Here is a 19,233-nt window from a genome sequence, read left to right on the forward strand (position 1 = left end):
TCCAGGTTTAATTGCAGTCAACTGCTCACCTGACACAGCGTTTCGTTCCAGTCGCGCACGAAGCGGTCGATGTGAAAGCGGTCCATGGCGACCTTGCGTGCACCGTTACCGAGCGCCCGAGCTTCATCCGGATCGCGCAGCAGACGCTGCATCGCGTGGATCAGCGCGCTCACGTCTGTGCCGATATACCCGCTCTCGCCGTTGCGGATGACGGTCGCGAGTTCGGTGGTCGCGAGTCCCACAATCGGCATGCCGATCATCATGGCTTCTACGACGGCGAGCCCCAGGCTGGTCCAGCGAATCGGGTTGAAAAAGAAACGATAACTCGCGCTGAACGCCGCAAGATCCAGATTGCCGATCTCGCCGATACCCCCAGCGGACTTCGCATCCATGCCGACAAGATCCAGCGGAACGTGTGCTTTCACGTTTGCATAGACGTCGTCGCCCAGACGCCGTCCGCGTTGCCTGAGATGGTTGATGACAACAATCCCGCGTGCCTTCTCGCCGGTGTAACGCACGCCTTCGGGAACGATCACGCCATGCTCGATCACCCGCGTCGGCGTGGTGCCGCAGTCCCACATCAGCTGGTTGAAATGCGTGACATGAACCAGCAGCGTGTTGGCGTCGTCAACCCAGTGGCGTTGTTCGAATGCGTTTTCCTGCGGCGGGTCATGTTCTATATACACACGTGGCAGGCGGCGTTGTGTTTCGCTAAGCAGATTGAGGCGGTCGTCGTCCCATTGCGCTTTATGTTGGAACAGAATGACGTCGAATTCCTGAGATGCAACCTTATCTACCGGTAGTTCGTGAACGTTATTACCCCAGGGCAGGACGCCAACCGTGCCTGCGTAACCCGGTGGATGACCGGACTTCGTCACGAGATAGAAGTCGTGATGCGCTTGCGTGAGGTAATACAAATAATTGCCATGGACGTGCCAGGTCAGCACGCGCAGGCGTCGGGAGGGGTTATTCGACATGACTCATCGCCCGGTAAGCGTTGTCCGCTGCGTCGCATCTGTCTGACACGTGCATGAGTTGCTCGAACGCGGCGTCCATGACCTGTTTGACGCTTATGTATAGGGCGCACGGATGCCCGTACGGGCAGTCACGGAACGCACATGGTCGGCATGGTGGATAGTGAGCAAGTATCCGGTGCCGCTCGCTGTCCAGTGGCGCCCATCTTTTGGTGTCGCTGCCCAACGCGATCACCACGCTCCGTGTTTTCATCGCAGCAGCGACGTGCGACATGCCGGTGTCGTTACATACAACAAGCCGTGCCTTCGATACCAGCGCAGCCAGGCCGCCAAGCGATGTCTTGCCGGCGAGATCGACCGCTCGTGCGTTTGTCGCGAGCGCGATGCTCGACGTGAAGATGCGTTCGGCTACGGTACCGGTAATCGCGATCTGCCAGCCATCGTCGGCAAGCAAGGAAGTGACTCGAGCGAACCGATCAGCCGGCCACCGGCGTGACGGCAACTGCGCGCCGGGGTGAACGAGGATGAGTCGATCGGAACACAGCGCGAAGGTGTTCATCAGCGCTTCGCATTCGGCACGGTCAGTGTTGCTCAGCGGAATCTCAAGGCTGCTGTCTTGCGTCTCGATGCCCATAGCGTTCATCAACGCGGTATAGCGCAGGATCTCAGGCAGCGTGTCCGGCCAGCCAATGAAAATGCCGTCCCTAAGCGCTTCACCGGATTGTATAAATCCGGCATTGGCGCGCGCTCCCATTTTCCCGACAATATCGTTCGCAATGCCGCCGCTTCCATGCATCTGAATCGCGAGATCGAAACGACGTTCGCGCATGGCGTTCCAGAAGCCTTCGAGATGTTCGTTTGTCTCCGCTTGCTCGGGAAATCCGACTGCGCCGGGAAAGATGATCAGTTCATCGACGAGATGCGCATAGCGCTCGACGAAACTTCGCGCCCACGGAAGACCGATCAAGGCTATGTGCGCATCGGGCTTTGCTCGTCGTAAGGCGCGCAGCGCAGGCACGGCACATAACATGTCGCCGAGTTGAAGCGCGCGGAAGATCGCGATCTTCTCGCTCATAAGAAAAACACCCTGAACTTGAACGCACCATAGAGGCGCCAGTAGATGGAAAGAAACGGAATAAGTACCGATGTACATGCCATTTCGATCACGTGGGCGGGTGCGCGGGACGTATCGGATAGCCGTTTGACGCAGAACCACGCGGTCATCGCAAGCCACGCCGCGGCTGCATAGCCCGCTATACGCGCATGGCCCAATACCGCGGCGCAAAACAAAATGACCACGGCAATGACGATGGCGTAATACAACAATGGGGGCCCGCGTCGAATACGGCGCTTGTACAACAGTGGGTATTTTTTATAAAGCAGCGCGTCAAACTGACTCTTCTTTTGCTGCGATAAACTCACGCCCCAGCGTGCTGGCCTGACTGGATGCAAGACGATCGCGTCGTCGGCGCGGGCGATCGGAATGCCTGCTTCCATGAGCGCGAACTGCAAATCGGAATCCTCGCGCCACGCCGAGGTAAAGCGCGCGTCAAAACCGCCTATGCGCTCAAGCGCTCGTCGATTCGCAAACGTGTTGGCGGTAGCAAACTCCGCGCGCGCGAGTCCGGCTGCATCGTTCTCATAGTCCGTGGGACGGCTCCCGAGCGGCACGATGATACGACCGGATACCGCGCCGACGCCTGTTGCCAGGGCTTTCACGCCCGACGATAACCAGCGCGCGTCCGGCTGGGTATCGTCGTCGGTGAAGGCAATGCTTGCCGCGCGCGAGAGCCGCCATCCGGCGTTGCGCGCGCCCGCCGGGCCTTGCGTTGCCGTCACCGGTACATAGTGCACGCACGGCCCGTTCGCCGCGTGTTCCCGCGCGATACGCTCAACGCTGGCGCGAGTCGCATCGTCGGGGCCGTCGTCGCAGACAATAATTTCAAAGCGAGCCGGATCGTAATCCTGCGTCAGCAGCGACGCGAGGCAGCGTTCGAGCATCGCCGGTCGGCGGTAAGTGGGAACAACCACGGAGATGTCGGGCGTCCGGGCTATGGGCGAATCGATTGCGTTCGCGTCAGCTTTACTATGGAACTCGTCGAAGGCATCTGCCGCAAGCGCGCTCATAAATACGCTCATACCCCCACTCCATTTTTTTCGATCAGGAACGAGCCGATCACCAGTGCATCGAGCGGCGAGGTCCAGAACGATTCGAGCGCGTCGCGCGGCGAATTCACCATGGGCTCGCCTCTGGTGTTGAAGGATGTATTGACCAGGATGGGCACGCCGGTGCGTCGCCTGAACGCATCGATAAGGTCGTAGTACAGCGCATGCTGACGGCGATTCACCGTTTGCACTCGTGCGGTCCCATCCACATGACGAACTGCCGGGATATGCTTTTCCTTGGCCGGGCGCACATCGAAGATGAACAGCATGAACGGCGCCACGCCGCCATCCACAAACCACTCGTTCGCGTAATCTTCCATTACCACCGGCGCGACGGGCCTGAAATCCTCACGATCCTTGATCTCGTTGAGCCTTGCCTGCATGCGCGGATCGATAGGCGAGGCAAGGATCGAGCGTGCGCCGAGCGCGCGCGGCCCGAACTCCGTGCGGCCTTGATACCAGCCGATCACCCGGTTGGACGCAAGGATCTCCGCTGTTTCGCCGGCCACATCCCGGAGGCGACGGTAAGGCGCTTTGGTCCATTTCAAGAGTTGCTCGATCTCGTCATCCGCATACCCGGGGCCGAGGTACGCGTGGTCCATCTGCCACCGGCGCGAGCGGTCGCCGGATTCGGCGCGCTTGCGATAATCGATCCATAGCGCTGCGCCGAGTGCCGTGCCGGCATCACCGGACGCCGGTTGCACCCATACTTGGGCGAACGGACCACGGTCCCGCACGCGTGCGTTCATCACGCAGTTCAATGCCACGCCGCCTGCCATCGCCAGATTTTCCAGGCCGGTTTGCGCATGCAGCCAGCCGGCAAGCTGCAGCACCGTTTCTTCCAGTGTGACCTGCAATGAATGCGCAATATCGAAGTGCTTCTGCTCGAGCGGCCCACCGCGTTCGCGTGCTGGCCCGAAGCGTTCAACGAGGCGCGGAGCATCGACCGTATAAGTGCCGTCGTGCCGGTATCTCACGATCTCCCGGAAGGCGTCGACATAGGCGGGCTTGCCGTACGACGCCAGCGCCATCACCTTGTATTCGTCAGAGGAGTGAAGAAAACCCAGGTAGCCGGTCACGCTCTCGTACAGCAGCCCGAGGGAATGCGGCAACTCGACCTGCTTGAGCCGCTTGTATTCCCCGTCCACGAATTGTCCGAGACTCGTTGTCACGCCTTCGCCACGGCCGTCCATGCTCAGCACCGCGGTGTCCCTGAACGGCGCGGCGAGAAACGCACTGGCCTCATGCGAAAGATGATGGTCCACGTAGTGCCACTCGAAGCGCATCGTGCGGCCGCCGCTGCGAAAGCGTTTCATCAGATGATGCGGCGCACCGTCTGTCAGTTGTGCTCTCGCATTTACGATATAGCTTAAAAACAAGGGGTCCCAGGGCGATTCGGAGGGATTGGCAAGTGGCTTGAGCCCGGGTTCGAGCGGCAGCTCGATCGTGGCCCCCGCATGCGCGGGCATCGAGGAAAGCAGCTTTGGGTCGTACGAATACGCGACGTGATCAATATCAGCGAGCTCGATGCCGGCCTCTTTGAGACAGTAGTCAATCGCATCGAAGGGTAGTTGCCAGGTTGAGAAAGGCACCGGCCGCTTCGCGTGCTTGATATGCGTGAAACGCTCTTCCTCTGCCGCCGCAATGACGACGCCATCCTCGATCAGCGCAGCCGCGCTGTCGTGGTAAACCGCGTTGATGCCTAATGTGTACATGGGTTGATAGCCCTGGTGACGAAGCGTTTCATGAGGTGGTCAGCATTGCGTCGACGGCGCTCGATGCAGAATCGGCACGCAGCAGTCGCATGGTTGCGTCGATTACCTGTCCTACCGTGACGCCGGTAAGACAGGCATGATGTCCTTCGGGGCATACGCTGCGATAACACCATCGGCAAGGCACGTCGTGATGCAGGACGACATGCGGCGTTTGCCACGGCGTATGTTGCGGATTCGTCAACGCATACAGGTCGACCACCGCGGTACCGAGCGCCGACGCTATATGCACAGGTCCGCTGTTGTTCGATACCAGCACCTTTGCGCGATCGATCAGCGCTGCCAGCTCGCCGAGTTCGAGCGCGCCTGCGAGATTGATGGCCGACTGGTGTGCCCCGCATGCCTGCGCACACACGCCCGCTTCGTCCGCACCGCCGGTGATCAGTACCGGCCAGCCGGTCAGCTCCGAGAGCTGCGCGGCGACCTGCGCGAAGCGCTCGGCAGGATAGCGCCGCGACGCGGCCGTGGCGCCGGGATGCATCACAATGAACGGGGCATCGAGCGAGATACCGCGCTGCGCAAGCTTGAGGTGCAACGACGCGGCATCGCGGGGTAGCACGTTTAAACGCATTCGCTGATTCGATGACACTGCGCCCACGTGCCTGACCAGCGCCAGTTGCCGTTCGACTTCATGCCGTGTGCCGGTTTGCGGTTCGGGCTCGGCAATCCAGTCGGTCAATAGTGCATAGGGATTCTCGCGGCAGTGCGCGAGGCGTCTTGGAATACTGGCTAGATGACACAGCATCGCGGCGGGCATCGGGTTCTGGCTATAGACGGTAAAAATCACGGCAGCGTCGAAAGCTTCTTCGCTCAGGCGCTTGGCGATCGCCAGGTCCACAGCCGCATCGGCGGGACGGTTGTTTTTCACCCACGGGGCGTCGTATTCGATCACCGCATCGACACTATCGATAAGCGCTGCCGCGCGTGCTCCGGAATGCGATGCCAGCAACGTGATGTGGCGATCAGGCGCCGAGCTACGCAAGGCGTGCAGGGCGGGGGTGGTCATGAGCACGTCGCCGAGGTTGTCCAGGCGCACGCAGAGGATGCGTTTGAGCTCGGCGCCCCACGGCCGTACCGACGTGGCTGCAGGCGTACGAGCATGCGAATCGACGGCGATCCGGACCACCGGCGTGTGCGTCATGTCGTGAGCTCCGGTCGAATGCTGTGTCGAATCGTCAGCGCTGCATCATGAAGGTTGGCTACCACGCAGTGCGGTTGCCGAAAGAGTCCGCGACGCCACACGGTCTCGTTGCCGTTATCGATGAGGACCGTGCGGCAACCGGCGCGATTGCCTGCCTCGACATCGTCGAGAATGTCGCCGGCGAACCAGCTTTCTTCGAGTGCGATCCCGTGTTCACGAGCGGCGCGCAGCAGCATGCCCGGCGCCGGCTTGCGGCAATTACAGAGCCGGTTATGAGGGGCAACGCTGCCGTCGGGATGATGCGTGCACCAGTAGATGCCGGACAGCATCGCACCACAGTCGCGGACGAGTTCGTGCAGGCGCTTATTGACAATATCCAGCGCATCGATTGAAAATTTTCCCATCGCCACCCCGCTTTGATTGCTGATCACATAGAGCGGCAGGTCGAGCTCCGCGAAGATCCGCAGCGCGTCACACGCACCGGGCGCGAGCCGCATCAAGAGCGGATCGACGTTATGTGGAACATCGGCGAGCAGCGTTCCGTCCTTGTCGAGGAAGATAGCGGGGCGCCGCATGGTGTTACTGCGCGCGCGTATCCGGAACGTCATACGGAAGCCCCGCCGGTTGCGAGCCAAGCGTCGTGCACGTTGTTATATGCATGCCGTGCTGCATCGGCGGCCACGTCGATCCCGGCCACGCGTGCATAGACTTCACTGAGTGTGTCCGCCACGCTTTCCCACGTGAACATCTCCTTGGCGCGCGCGAGCCCTGTTGCGCCCATGCTTTGTGCACGCTGCGGGTCGCGCTTGAGCGTGACCAAGCCGTGGGCGACGGCGAGAGGGTCTTTCGGCGGCACGAGCAATCCGGTCTCGCCATGCGCTACCGAATAACGAATGCCGCCAACGTTCGCGCCGATCACCGGCGTGCTGCAGGCCATCGCTTCCAACGGGGTAATGCCGAATGGTTCGTACCAGGGCGTCGTGACGAATACGTCCGCCGCGTTGTAGTAAAGACGCAGGTTCGCACGTGCTCGACGGCCGAGGAAATTGACGCGATCCGTTACGCCGCATTCACGTGCAATGGCGCGCAAGCGGCCGATCTCGGGCGTCGCGATCTCGTTGGCTTCGTCGGAGTTGCCACCCACCACATAGAGATGGGCTTCCTCGCCAAGCGCGCAGTTACACAAGCCAATGGCACGTACCACCGTGTCGATACCCTTGCGCGGCACCATCCGTCCCAGTTGCAGCGCGATGAAACGGTCCAGCGGCCAGCCCAGTTCGGCGCGGGCAGCATGCTTGTCGACAGGGTGAAATTCCTCGTGGTCGAAGCCGCAGGGCACAACGTCGATACGACCGTTATCCGCTTGATAAAGCGAGACCAGGTCCGATTCATCCTGCGGGCACTCGGCGATCACCGAGTCGGACTCGCGCACGAGCCTGTCCTCGATGTCGAAGCGCTCGTCAGGGAAACCATCATCTGCGCCCTGATGCAGGCGCCGTACGCGACCAAGCGCATGAAAGGTCGTCACGAGAGGAATGCCAAGCGATTCCTTCACACGCAGACCGACCAGTCCGGACATAAAGAAGTTTGCGTGCACGACGTCGTAGCGTGATGGTTCATGACGGAAAAATTGGACGACGAAACGCGCGAAGTCCTCCATGTACGGAAGGAGTTGCTCCTTCGGCAACTGGCGTTTCGGGCCAGCCGGTACATTGATGACACGTACCCCGTTCAGGCGCGAGACAAGCGGCAACAACGACTTGTCGCAACGCGTGAAGACGTCGACGTGGTGACCTTTTCGGGCAAGCTGACGTGCGACGTTCGCGACATAGATATTTTGACCGCCGCTGTCGACGCTGCCGGTAGCGGCGAGCGGCGACGCGTGCTCGCTGATGAGTGCGATCTTCACAGTGGTGTCCTTTGTCGACGAGTCTTGGTATGCGGCGGCGCCCATGATCAACATCGGCGTGCATCACACACAGCATTCGTTGTGCCCATCGGGAAGCGAACGAAACAAGCGTTGGTTCGTTGCCATACCTACGCATTTTTTTTGCGTGCGCTTCAAGGACGCCGGACAGCGGCTATTGGGCTTGTGAAGAATTACATCGGGTGCGTAGACGCGTCAGGGCCGGCGTCGCTCGTGTCGTCGATCGCTTGCGAGCGACGTACGGCCTCCCGCATCTGCTCAACTTCAAGCGGAATCGCGCGACGCCGGGTCAACGCCCACGGCAGTGCAGCGAACAACGCCAACGCGTCGCGAACAAAAGAACCTTCGCGGCGCATGACGCGCACTGCAGCCCATGTGGCGCGCCACCCTTCGCCCCACGACAAGCGCATCCATGCAACCCACGCGGCATTGCGGGCGAGCAGTCGACGCCGGAGCGCGCTGTCCCGCAGCGGGGAGGGATGGTGATGGACGATCAATTCTTCGGCGTACACAATGGCGAAGCCGCATGCGAGCACATCGAGTGAGGCCAGCGTTTCTTCGCCGCCGATAAAAAAGCGCGATTCGTATCCGCCTATCTGCCGATAGAGCGGCGTTCTGAACACACAGGCCCCGGCCATATACCCGATCAGTGAAGGGCCGGGCAAGCCGGCGGCGTCAAGCGGGCTGCGTGCCATCAGCCGGCAGGTCGCGTCGGTGTCGCCTGCTTCGCCGACCAGCACCCGGGCGCTCAGCACGCCGACACGGGGTGACTGGTCCAACAATTGGACCGCGCGCGATAGCGATCCCGGATGCCACCACGTGTCGTCATCGCAGAATGCAACGTACTCCGTACTCGCGCTTGCGACGCCGAGGTTGCGTCCGGCTGCACCAAGGTTTTTCTGTGCGGTAATGAGGGTGACCCCGGGGAAGCGCTCGGCAATATGTTCCGCAGTGGCATCGGTCGAGCCATTGTCGACAACGATCAGACGCGCTCGGTCAGGTAGCGCGCTCAGTCGCGCGAGGGTCTCGAGCACTTGCGCCGAGCGGTTGTACGTCAGCACGACGACCGATATCTTCGGAGGTGCATCCGCGGCCGGCCGGCCGTCCCCTGGGGCGTCGTCGTTCTTCACGTTCCTCATGCCGCTAGCTCAAGCTTCCAACAGCGTTCGGTACAAAAGACATCGTCGTAGCCATCAGGTCCGAACGCCTTGAGCTGGCTTGCGTACGCTTTGACGGCTTCGCGTTTCGCGGCCTGATGGGATGGATCGGCTCGCCAGTTCTCGATGACCGGTGTCGCGATGATGCCGCGCGAAACGAGCTCCGCCATGCGTATTTGCAACTGGCCGGCCAGACGCCGGTAGAGAGCGTCCTCATAAGCGAAGCAGACCAGCTCCGGGTTGGCTCGCCAGACATCGGTGCATGCGCGATGCACGAGTTCGTGGTCGGAGTGGAACAAGCCGAGGGGGATCACGAGCGTACGAGCCCCGTGGCGGTGCAGCGACCGATCGAGCGCCTGGGCGATCGCGTCCTGAGTCGGGGCATGCGCGGGCAGTGCAAACGGAACATATTGTGCATCGAGAAAATCCCCTCGATCGGGCACCGCACTCAGGACATCCAGGGCGCGGTGGTTTTCCAGCGAGCGTTCATGCATTGCGTGAGCGGCGTTATCGAAGCCGCACTGGCGGTCCCACTTCGTCATGACATCTGCGGCGGGGCAGCCGGAGAAGACGGTGTAAACGACTGCTCCCGGATGAGCGGCGAGCGTCGCTCCGCAACTGAAGACGGCGTCGTCGAAATGCGGTGACATCACCAGTGGGCGAGCAAGGGTATCGGACATGGCGAGGTGGCAAGAGGAATGTCATCCGAAAACGCAAAACGCGGACCTGGGGTCCGCGTTTAGATGCGTTTGGTCGAGCCAGGTCGATGCGCGAGCCGCAAGCCTGTCCGCCCTGTTTATGCGGTCTGCGAGAATTCCCGTGCCCGCGCTCGGATTTGCTCGAGTTCGCCGATTGTAAAAGCGCGCTGCTCCATCTCAATGGCTTGCTGATACGCGGCGCCGCCGGGCAGCCGATTCAACAAGGCGCGGATCTCGCCAGTCATCGTGTGATCAGCCGGTTCGAACGAGTACAGATGCAGCTTCTTTTCTCCCCGCTCGTACATAAACCACGTACAACTGGCGAACACAGTCACGCCGACGATTTCCTGCAAGCCGAGAATGGTCGTGTCCGGCAAGGCCCACGCCTGAAGCAACATGATGGCGAGGACCCCAGCGAGGGCGAGGGTAATAGTGGCCGAGAGACTATCGCGCATGCTCGTGAGCAAGCGCTTTTGCAGATACTCCAGTTCTAGACGTGAGGGTGCGACGAGGGTGTTATTTGGGGAATGACCAAACGGTATGAGGACTGCCATTGTGTTTTTCGTCCAGCGAATAAGGTGTTTTGTACTGCTCTTCAGACTTTAACGGCTCGCAACCGGAAAAGTTGACATCGAAAATTAGGTCCGGGTTATGGACGCAAAAAATTATTCGATTGAGGTTTTGGGCTGCGGAAATCCCGGAGCGAGCGATGGAAGCTCAGGTTGTCGGCGCATCTGCGGAGACACGACCGCGTCGTCAAGGTCCGTTTCGCAACAAGGGCAAAGGATGTTCTCTTCCATCGAAGGCGAATGACTTGTCAACCACGTTCCCGGGTCTCCGTCCCGCGGGTGTGCCCTTGACGTGCGAAAGACGGTAAGGATGCCGTTGAAGACGGTGGCGCGGCACACTCGACCGTCGACAACATATCGGTTCGATATGCTTAAGGATCGACGGGTGCGGAATCTGCAATGTGATCAGCCAAAGCGCAGCGGGGAGAAAACGGCGATGGCGGCTTCGGTCCGGCTCCACCGATGCTGTACACATTAGGCCAAATCCGGCACACGGATTGCACAGGTTGCTACGTCCTTTCCGTGGGAGCAAAAATGGACGCACGCAGCGGAACAAGCACTGACCTCGACCTCGACGTGAACGAAGCTTTCGACCGTCGCTGGCGTATTAGTGAGTGCGCGATTATTTTGCTTCTTTGTACCCTGTGTTTCGCCGGGCTGGCGGGCTTACTTGGCTCAGGTCCGATGAGCCACGCATTCGTGCACTTCCAGAGTGGGACTATTACTGGCATCCGGTACGAGCGCATCGTTCGGAACCACGGCTCGAGCTGGATGCGGCTTGGATTGGCTGCGGGAGCATCGGGCACGATTACCGTACACCTGGATCGGCGAATGATTCATTCGGTAGCGATAGAAAATGTCGTCCCGACGCCGTTGTCTGAGAGCGTGTCTGACCGGGGCGTAACTTACGTTTTCAACGTGGCGAACGCGGAGGAGGGCGCATCGCTCAATTTCAAAATGTCGCCTTATCGATTCGGTGTTATTGAAACGACGCTTTCCGCTGGAAATCGACCCGTGAACCTCGTCCAGGTCGTCCTCCCCTGATCATGGACATTGTTCTTCGCGCTGCCGGCGCCTACCTTTTCCTGCTGATCGTGTTGCGCATCACGACCCACCGGGTCAGTCGAACGATGACACCCCTCGACATGGTAATCATGTTTCTCTTTGGTGGTCTATCTAGCCAGGCGGTGCTTGCCGGCGACCAGTCGATTACGGCGGCGTTAGCGTCGGTCAGCACGATTTCGATGCTTCACGTCTTCGTTTCCGTAGCCAAGAGGCGGTGGCCGAGTCTTGGCAGAGTGGCGGAAGGGACGCCTACCATCGTGTACGCAAACGGGCAGTGGGACGAAAGGCGCTTGCGCGAGATGCGTATCTATAAGGGTGATGTTCTCGCTGAAATGCGTCAACGGGGCATTTCGCATCTGGACGACGTCAAATACGCGATTGTCGAAAATCATGGCGGCATTTCGATCATGGCGACTGACACCCGATAATAATAAAGTTGGAATGGTCGTTGCTCAAGGACCCTTTGGGCGTTCTCTCACGAGCCCGGCAAAATTGGCATTCGGGAGCCACAGATGAAAGCGCGGCGGAGTCACGTGGGTCGAGGCGCGAGCCAGTTTGGGCAGCGCCTTCGTCAGTTGCTTCTCCGCGCTATAAACATCTGAAAGAGCGTGAATAAACAGGTCCTGCATTGTCTTAGTGGCCATGGGGAAATCCTTGGTAAGTGAGCGTTGAATGATATCTGCGCCTCGGGCACGCATCGAAAATGCAATCAACGTAGCCGGTTTAGTACGGCCTCAAGCGGATGATTGTGGTCTGGAAAAAGATAAAAAATTTTGAGCCGGATCTCTTGAAAATTTCCAACGATGTTCTATTTTCGATTCCGTAAGCAGTCGCGGTGTTCGCGCTGCGTGTTTCGATTGGTTTGTCCGAGGCTTGGGCAGACGAACTGGAGCGCGTATGCCGGTTCGTCTCCTGCCGCAATTTGGGAGATAGCAGCCATGAGTGACCTTCTTTTCAATAACAGCCTGTCTGATGAGCTCGACCGTTTTCAGCGTCAGATGTCGTCGTTGTTCACCGGCCTGCCATCAAGCATCCGCGCGTCGCGGCTAAACGGCTTTCCGCAAATTAACCTCGGGAGCACGGACGACTCCGTAGAGATTGTCGCGTTTGCGCCCGGGATCGATCCGGCCAAACTGGAACTGACCGTGGACAAGGGGTTGCTGACCATCAGCGGCGAGCGTGCGCGTGTCGAGTCCCAGCCGGAAGGACGTTCTTATGCGCAAGAACGCTTTGCCGGCGCCTTCCGCCGCGCAATCGAGTTACCGCGCGATGCCGACCCGGACAACGTGAAGGCGCGCTACGCGAACGGTTGCCTGACGATCAGTATTGGCAAGCGTGAGACGTCGCGCCCGCGCACTATCGCAATTCAATGACCAACCCGTCACCTCATTGGAGGAGAGCATCATGAATACTCAGACCCAGCTCGCCGAACGCAATACCGGCACTGTCGCGCGCAACGGTGACACACAGGCGCAAAAGGGTCCCGCGATCGTTCCTGCCGTCGATATTTACGAGGACGCGCATGGCATCACGTTATGGGCCGATCTGCCGGGAGTATCGCGGGACCGGTTGAACGTCCACGTACAGGACGGCAATCTCTTCATTGAAGGCCAGGCGTCGATCGACACACCTGACGGCCTGCGCTTGCATCACGCGGAGATTCGCGAGCCACGTTTCGCCCGAGCATTTTCATTGAGCGCGGACTTCGATATTGCGAAGATCGATGCCAATCTTAGCGACGGCGTGCTTAAACTCAGCATTCCGCGCCGAGAGGAAGCACGGCCGCGCCGCATTGAAGTCAGCGTTGGATAAATACCTTGAGGCGCCCGCGAATGGTTGACTCCCATCGTGGGCGCCACATCGACAGACCAGCTAACGGGAGCCTGCCGTGGAATTTGAAACTGACTGGAAGACCTTGGGCAAACACCGGGTTCGTCTGCGTGCGACTCGCGGTTTTCCCACCGAGACCTTGCATACGGTGGCCGACGTCGCGCGTCTTGCCATCGAGAACAACATGAGTGCACGCGCAAGACTGGTGGAAGTAGTCTATCGCGACCAGGACAAGGCCTATGACATTTTCGTGGGAACTACGATGCCCGATGACCGGCGCTGCGTGGCGCAGCTCGAAGTTGCCTTGGCCACCGTGCTGGGGCTACTGCCCGAACAGGTCACGATGACGGTCAATGCCGTCGAGCAGAGGGAAGTTGACCTGAACTTTGGCCTCTACGAGCGGCTGCTTTCGCAGAAGCTCGGCTCAGTGCCGCCGATCCAGTGAGCCCGAATGGTCCGTACTTCGCTGACCTCAGCCTGCCGATGCGATTCGTCGCGTACACGTATTGAAAATTCGGTTCAACAAGACAATTTCGCCGGCTTTATTTATTGAGTGATCGGGGTGCCCCTTGCAGGGTAGGGAACGTTTCACAAAGCTCGGAATGCAACATGCCGCCCCAAGAAATCTCCACTTCTCGCCGCACTTCCGGACGACTGTACACCGTGATCGACAATCATCGCGGCGTCCGATCATGGCAATGAACACGCGGTAACCATGAGTTGGAATAGTGGTTGCTGGATAGACTGTGTCGAGCGATTCTTCAGGCCTTTCCTCACGAGCCTCGGCACATCGTTATTCAGGAGCTGAAAATGAGAGCGCTTCGTTGGCATGGCAAGCACGATATCCGTTGCGACACGGTTGCGGATCCAATCATTGAGGAAGGGCGCGACGCGATCATCAAGGTTTCGACCTGCGCGATTTGCGGGTCGGACCTGCATTTGTTCGATGGCTTCATGCCGACTATGGAAAGTGGCGACATCATGGGCCATGAATTCATGGGCGAAGTGGTCGAGGTAGGTATGGATAACAAAGCACTGCAGATCGGAGATCGGGTCGTCATTCCCTTCACGATATTCTGCGGTGAGTGCGACCAGTGCAAGCGCGGCAACTTCTCCGTATGCGAGCGAAGCAATCGTAACAAGGAGAAGGCTGACAAAGTCTTCGGCCACTCAACTGCCGGGCTTTTCGGATATTCCCATTTGACCGGTGGATACGCCGGAGGCCAGGCCGAATACGTCCGGGTACCAATGGCCGACACGACCCACGTGAAAATACCTGATGGTCTGACTGACGAGCAGGTCTTGTTCTTGGGCGATATTTTTCCGACTGGCTGGCAGGCGGCGGTCAATTGCGATATCCAGCCCGACGATACGGTCGCAATCTGGGGCGCGGGGCCTGTTGGCCAGATGGCGATCCGCAGTGCCGTACTACTCGGGGCGAAGCAGGTTGTCGTAATCGACCGGGTACCGGAGCGGCTTGCGATGGCAAAGGAGGGCGGTGCAATTACGATTAACTTCGATGAGGAAAGCGTGCTTGACAGGTTGAAAGAGTTGACCAATGGTAAGGGGCCGGAGAAATGTATCGATGCGGTGGGCATGGAGTCTTATGCCACTCGATCGTTTGATGCCATGTATGACCGCGTCAAACAGGCCGTCATGCTGGAGAGCGACCGGCCGCACGTCTTGAGGGAAATGATTTACGTCTGCCGTCCTGCGGGCATCCTGTCCGTGCCGGGTGTGTATGGCGGCTTGATCGACAAGATTCCGTTTGGCGCCTCTATGAACAAAGGGCTCACATGGAAAATGGGCCAGACGCACGTGAACCGATGGACAGACGATTTACTGCATCGAATTCAGGAAGGCCAGATCGATCCTTCGTTTGTGATTACGCACACGGTCCCGCTGGAAGACGGACCCGGCATGTACAAGACATTCCGCGACAAGGAGGACGGCTGTATCAAGGTGGTCCTCAAGCCATAGCGGACGCGCACCGGTGGCTCACGGTCGCGGTCGGCCGGAAGTCGTGTCGTTATACGGGGTGGGACTACAAGCTGTCAGGCCAGCGTAGCGGAGTTATTAAAAATGAGTCAATATTTAACTCCGTCTTTGCCATTTTCGGCGTGGGCGCACTTTCTCAACCGATGCTCAACGACGTCGGGAGCGGATCGACACCATGGCCCTCTGATTGTTCGACGCTAGTGGATGGCGTCCATTGCTAAGGGTCGCGGGCGGCAACGAATTGACCGCGATAGCTTCGGCATCGGACCAGTTCGGCCAATCGCAATCCTGGTTTGGAATGGCTGCATGATCGTTTTCGGGTTCTCCCGACCGCTGCTAAAATCGATCGGGATGCGGTTGACCAGATCAAGCCTGTGTCGTGGCCATGCCTGCGCTTACGGCCCGAAAACAGAAACTCACGGATGGCTAAGGCACCGATGACGACGCAAGAACCGCAAAACACGCAATTCGAAGCCAACGACGACTGGACTCGGCAATGGGTTGCTTCGACAGCGGACTACTCGATTTTCCTGATCACGCCCGAAGGCAAAGTCACCAGTTGGAATCCAGGCGGCGCCAGGATCGAGGGATATCGACCCGAAGAAATCATCGGCCGGCATTTTTCCGTTCTCTATACCGATGACGATCGCCACAATGGAGTTCCCGATGCGCTTATGGACAATGTCCGCCGAATGGGACGCCATGATTCGGAGGGGTGGCGTCGGCGGATGGATGGCAGCACCTTTTGGGCGAGCGTGGTGACGACCGCGCTGAGTGACGCGCAGGGCGAGTTCCGGGGTGCCGTGCAGGTGGTGCGCGACGTCAGCGAGAAACGCAAGGCACACGAGGCCGTGGTCGAAAGTGAACGGCGTTTCCGGCTACTGGTTCAGGGAGTGACGGACTACGCCATTTTCATGCTCTCGCCCGACGGTTATGTGACGAACTGGAATAACGGCGCACGGCGCATCAAGGGATATAGCGAGGAGGAGATCGTCGGTTCGCATTTCTCGAGATTCTATACGCCAGAAGACGCCGCTGCCGGGGTACCGCAGCGTGGTCTGGAGACAGCCACGCGCGATGGCCGCTTCGAGGCAGAAGGCTGGCGAGTACGTCGCGACGGGACGACCTTCTGGGCCCACGTGATCATTGACGCAATCCGCGAACACGACGGAGCGCTCGTCGGCTTTGCAAAGATCACGCAGGACATCACCGAGCGGCGCGAGGCCAATGAGCTGCTGGAACAAACGCGGGCGGCGCTGTTCCAGGCACAGAAAATGGAAGCAATTGGCAAGCTGACGGGCGGCGTTGCCCACGACTTCAACAACGTACTGCAGGTGCTGAGGGGAAATCTCGAATTACTGGAGAACCGGCATCGCCGGGATGCCTGGAGTGGCGTGCGACTTGCCCACGCAATCGATGCTGTCGAGCGTGGCGCGAAGCTCGCCTCACAACTGCTGGCGTTCGGTCGGCGACAGGCGTTACGCCCTGTCGTGGTGAACCTGGCCGCGATGGTTCGCGGGATCGACAGCATGCTGGCTCGTGCGCTGGGCGAGACGATCAACGTGGAGACAGTCGTTGCTGCCGGCCTGTGGAATACGCTGGTCGATACCCACCAGCTCGAGAATGTGGTGCTGAACCTGGCGATCAATGCGCGCGACGCAATGCCCGCGGGTGGACGTCTCACCATTGAACTGGCCAACGCGATGCTGGACGATCGTTATGTGCGACCCCTCACGGATGTTCCTCCGGGCCAGTACGTGATGCTGGGAGTGACGGACACGGGCGCAGGCATGCCCCCGGATGTCGTCGAGCGCGCCTTCGACCCGTTCTTTACGACCAAGCCGGAGGGACAAGGCACGGGTCTCGGCCTGAGCATGGCTTATGGCTTCGTGAAGCAGAGTGGCGGACACATCAGGATCTACAGCGAAGTGAGACATGGCACGACGGTCAGGATTTATCTGCCGAGGTCGATGGAGGCTGCCGTTGATCCACAATCAAGGAACGAGCACACGGTGCTGATGGGCGGCAAAGAGACCATACTGGTCGTGGAGGACGATGCGAAGGTTCAGTCGACGGTGATCGACATGCTGGTGGGACTGGGTTATTCCGTTCTCAAGGCCGACAATGCGGAGCAGGCGCTGACCGTGATCCGCAGCGGCGTTCACATTGACGTCCTCTTCACCGATGTCGTCATGCCCGGCACGCTGCGGAGCCCCGAAATGGCCCGGCAAGCAGCCTTGCTGCTACCGCACCTGAAGATTTTGTTTACCTCCGGGTACACGCAGAATGCGATCGTGCATGGAGGAAGACTGGATCCGGGAGTCGAACTTCTCAGCAAGCCCTATAGCCAGGAAGAATTGGCACACAAGCTGCGTTACATTCTTGGCACGCCGGGAGAGACGCTCCCGGCAACCGCTGACAGCCCGGATACCGCACCAGCCAATGCGGGCTCGCTGCCAGCCACGCCGTTGCATGTCCTTGTGGTCGAGGACGACGCGGCTTCCCTGGATGCGGTCTGTGAAATCCTGCAGATGCTGGGTCACGAAGCGGTGAAGGCGGCGGATGCGGCCCGCGCGATGGAGCACCTGCGTTCTGAGCGGTTCGATGTGCTGTTGACTGACTTGAATCTGCCCGGGACTTCTGGACTCGAGCTGGCACGACAGGCTGTCGCTGCGGATCCCGATCTTCACGTTGTATTTGCGTCGGGGGATGAATTGCCCGACGATCTGTTGTTTGAATTTCCGTCCAAGACGCTGCGCAAGCCCTACGCGATAGACGAACTCAATGACGCCCTTGGGGCGATTCGAGGCACCTCGCGCTCTGCCAGTCGTTAATCGCGCCGCAGACGTGCGAGTCTCCACTTTGGCCTATGCCTACCCCGAAGGGATGGAGTCGTCCATCACATCAAAACCGCACGAGGCACCGTCACTTTGTTCTATTCACTGACGGTGTAGAGGTGTAGAGAACCGTTATCATGGCAGTGATTTCAGGCCTCACGACAACACAACCCTTCCAGCTTATCGCTTGCCATTCCGATGTCCATAACAGTTAGCTTCCCCGTCGAAGTGCGCGATTGGATCACCCACAATCTCACCCGCGGCGTTGCGCCACCGGCGATTGTGCGCGAGCTCGTCGATCGAAATAACGCAGTCGAACTCGCGTCGGCAATGGTCGATGCGGTCTCCTCCGCTTTTTTGTACGGCACGGCGTTGCCAGGCGAGACGCTCGAAATCGGCGGTGCGCCGCTCACCTATGAAGCGGAGCCCTTGCGCGTGCCGAACGATCCGCTGATCCGGCTCGATGAGCGCAAGGTGCGCGTGATTTCGCGTATGCACCGGCCCGCCGCAGTACTGCTCGACAATTTTCTCAGCGCGAACGAATGCGAGCAGTTGATCTCGCTCGCGCGGCCGCGTCTAGACCGTTCGACCGTGGTCGATCCCGTGACCGGGCGGAATGTGGTGGCAGGGCATCGCAGTAGCCATGGCATGTTTTTTCGCTTGGGCGAAACCCCGCTGATCGCGCGCCTTGAAACGCGTATCGCCGAACTCACCGGCCTGCCGGCCGAGAACGGCGAAGGCCTGCAACTTCTGCACTACGAAGCGGGCGCCGAATCGACGCCGCATGTCGACTATCTGGTCCCGGGCAACCCTGCGAATCGAGAGTCGATCGCGCGCAGCGGACAGCGTGTGGGCACACTGCTGATGTATCTGAACGATGTGGAAGGCGGAGGTGAAACCGTGTTCCCCCAGATCGGATGGTCGGTGGTGCCGCGGCGCGGCCAGGCACTCTATTTCGAATACGGCAACCGTTCCGGGCTCGCCGACCCGAGCTCCCTGCACGCAAGCACGCCCTTGCGGACGGGCGAGAAGTGGGTGGCCACCAAATGGATCCGCACGCGCCGCTTTGCGCCTCGCGTGTCCGGCGTGGAGTGACCCG

18 protein-coding genes and 1 pseudogene are annotated in these 19,233 nt (G+C 59.7%); 8 read left to right on the forward strand and 11 right to left on the reverse strand.

From position 1 onward, the window contains the following. Window positions 1-17: 17 nt before the first annotated feature. The 10 genes from ACSQ8V_RS35780 to ACSQ8V_RS35825 form a co-directional block, all read right to left on the reverse strand. Window positions 18-977 (reverse strand): glycosyltransferase, encoded by a 960-nt coding sequence (locus ACSQ8V_RS35780; protein ID WP_436208969.1) that lies wholly within the window; start codon window positions 975-977, stop codon window positions 18-20. Continuing rightward, complete coding sequence (locus tag ACSQ8V_RS35785; protein ID WP_436208970.1) at window positions 967-2,049, reverse strand: glycosyltransferase family 9 protein; 1,083 nt, start codon at window positions 2,047-2,049, stop codon at window positions 967-969. The genes ACSQ8V_RS35780 and ACSQ8V_RS35785 overlap by 11 nt, the downstream gene beginning before the upstream one ends. Further along, window positions 2,046-3,113: a glycosyltransferase gene (locus ACSQ8V_RS35790; RefSeq protein WP_436208971.1), complete on the reverse strand. Its 1,068-nt coding sequence runs from the start codon at window positions 3,111-3,113 to the stop codon at window positions 2,046-2,048. The genes ACSQ8V_RS35785 and ACSQ8V_RS35790 overlap by 4 nt, the downstream gene beginning before the upstream one ends. After that, entirely contained in the window at window positions 3,110-4,855 is a 1,746-nt protein-coding gene (locus tag ACSQ8V_RS35795; protein ID WP_436208972.1) for a carbamoyltransferase family protein, read from the reverse strand. The genes ACSQ8V_RS35790 and ACSQ8V_RS35795 overlap by 4 nt, the downstream gene beginning before the upstream one ends. A gap of 28 nt (window positions 4,856-4,883) precedes the next feature. After that, a complete protein-coding gene (waaF, locus tag ACSQ8V_RS35800; protein ID WP_436208973.1) occupies window positions 4,884-6,053 on the reverse strand; it encodes a lipopolysaccharide heptosyltransferase II in 1,170 nt (389 codons plus the stop codon). After that, window positions 6,050-6,628, reverse strand: coding sequence for a D-glycero-alpha-D-manno-heptose-1,7-bisphosphate 7-phosphatase (locus ACSQ8V_RS35805; RefSeq protein ID WP_436209256.1), 579 nt, complete (start codon window positions 6,626-6,628; stop codon window positions 6,050-6,052). The genes waaF and ACSQ8V_RS35805 overlap by 4 nt, the downstream gene beginning before the upstream one ends. Window positions 6,629-6,657: 29 nt before the next feature. After that, window positions 6,658-7,962: a glycosyltransferase family 4 protein gene (locus tag ACSQ8V_RS35810; RefSeq protein ID WP_436208974.1), complete on the reverse strand. Its 1,305-nt coding sequence runs from the start codon at window positions 7,960-7,962 to the stop codon at window positions 6,658-6,660. A 191-nt stretch (window positions 7,963-8,153) separates the two neighbouring features. Then, window positions 8,154-9,119: a glycosyltransferase family 2 protein gene (locus ACSQ8V_RS35815; RefSeq protein WP_436208975.1), complete on the reverse strand. Its 966-nt coding sequence runs from the start codon at window positions 9,117-9,119 to the stop codon at window positions 8,154-8,156. Next, window positions 9,116-9,817 carry a PIG-L deacetylase family protein gene (locus ACSQ8V_RS35820; RefSeq protein WP_436208976.1) on the reverse strand — a complete coding sequence of 234 codons (702 nt, stop codon included), beginning with the start codon at window positions 9,815-9,817 and terminating at the stop codon, window positions 9,116-9,118. Before ACSQ8V_RS35820 ends, ACSQ8V_RS35815 begins: the two co-directional genes overlap by 4 nt. 116 nt (window positions 9,818-9,933) lie before the next feature. Further along, window positions 9,934-10,389, reverse strand: coding sequence for a hypothetical protein (locus tag ACSQ8V_RS35825; RefSeq protein ID WP_436208977.1), 456 nt, complete (start codon window positions 10,387-10,389; stop codon window positions 9,934-9,936). A gap of 549 nt (window positions 10,390-10,938) precedes the next feature. On the opposite strand from ACSQ8V_RS35825, the gene ACSQ8V_RS35830 reads away from it, so the two are divergent. Together ACSQ8V_RS35830 and ACSQ8V_RS35835 are read left to right on the forward strand one after the other, a co-directional pair. Beyond that, window positions 10,939-11,448 (forward strand): hypothetical protein, encoded by a 510-nt coding sequence (locus ACSQ8V_RS35830; protein ID WP_436208978.1) that lies wholly within the window; start codon window positions 10,939-10,941, stop codon window positions 11,446-11,448. Between the two features lie 2 nt (window positions 11,449-11,450). Beyond that, on the forward strand, window positions 11,451-11,897 hold the full coding sequence (locus ACSQ8V_RS35835; RefSeq protein ID WP_213767778.1) for a DUF421 domain-containing protein: 447 nt from the start codon (window positions 11,451-11,453) through the stop codon (window positions 11,895-11,897). Between the two features lie 108 nt (window positions 11,898-12,005). On the opposite strand, the pseudogene ACSQ8V_RS35840 reads toward ACSQ8V_RS35835, so the two are convergent. Continuing rightward, window positions 12,006-12,113, reverse strand: a pseudogene (locus ACSQ8V_RS35840) (DUF892 family protein); the annotation flags it as partial. A gap of 294 nt (window positions 12,114-12,407) precedes the next feature. Between ACSQ8V_RS35840 and ACSQ8V_RS35845 the strand changes: the two are divergent. From ACSQ8V_RS35845 to ACSQ8V_RS35870, 6 genes are all read left to right on the forward strand, one after another. Next, entirely contained in the window at window positions 12,408-12,842 is a 435-nt protein-coding gene (locus ACSQ8V_RS35845) for an Hsp20/alpha crystallin family protein (RefSeq protein ID WP_436208979.1), read from the forward strand. Between the two features lie 31 nt (window positions 12,843-12,873). After that, on the forward strand, window positions 12,874-13,281 hold the full coding sequence (locus tag ACSQ8V_RS35850) for an Hsp20/alpha crystallin family protein (protein ID WP_213767780.1): 408 nt from the start codon (window positions 12,874-12,876) through the stop codon (window positions 13,279-13,281). Window positions 13,282-13,357: 76 nt separating this feature from the next. Then, window positions 13,358-13,744: a hypothetical protein gene (locus ACSQ8V_RS35855; protein ID WP_436208980.1), complete on the forward strand. Its 387-nt coding sequence runs from the start codon at window positions 13,358-13,360 to the stop codon at window positions 13,742-13,744. Between the two features lie 365 nt (window positions 13,745-14,109). Next, window positions 14,110-15,279, forward strand: a complete 1,170-nt coding sequence (locus ACSQ8V_RS35860; RefSeq protein WP_436209257.1) for a zinc-dependent alcohol dehydrogenase — start codon at window positions 14,110-14,112, stop codon at window positions 15,277-15,279. 455 nt (window positions 15,280-15,734) lie between these two features. Continuing rightward, window positions 15,735-18,131, forward strand: coding sequence for a PAS domain S-box protein (locus ACSQ8V_RS35865; protein WP_436208981.1), 2,397 nt, complete (start codon window positions 15,735-15,737; stop codon window positions 18,129-18,131). 201 nt (window positions 18,132-18,332) lie between these two features. Further along, a complete protein-coding gene (locus tag ACSQ8V_RS35870) occupies window positions 18,333-19,229 on the forward strand; it encodes a 2OG-Fe(II) oxygenase (RefSeq protein WP_436208982.1) in 897 nt (298 codons plus the stop codon). The last annotated feature ends 4 nt before the right edge of the window (window positions 19,230-19,233 follow it).

The sequence above is a fragment of the Caballeronia sp. LjRoot31 genome, from assembly GCF_964253885.1.
Classification (GTDB): domain Bacteria; phylum Pseudomonadota; class Gammaproteobacteria; order Burkholderiales; family Burkholderiaceae; genus Caballeronia.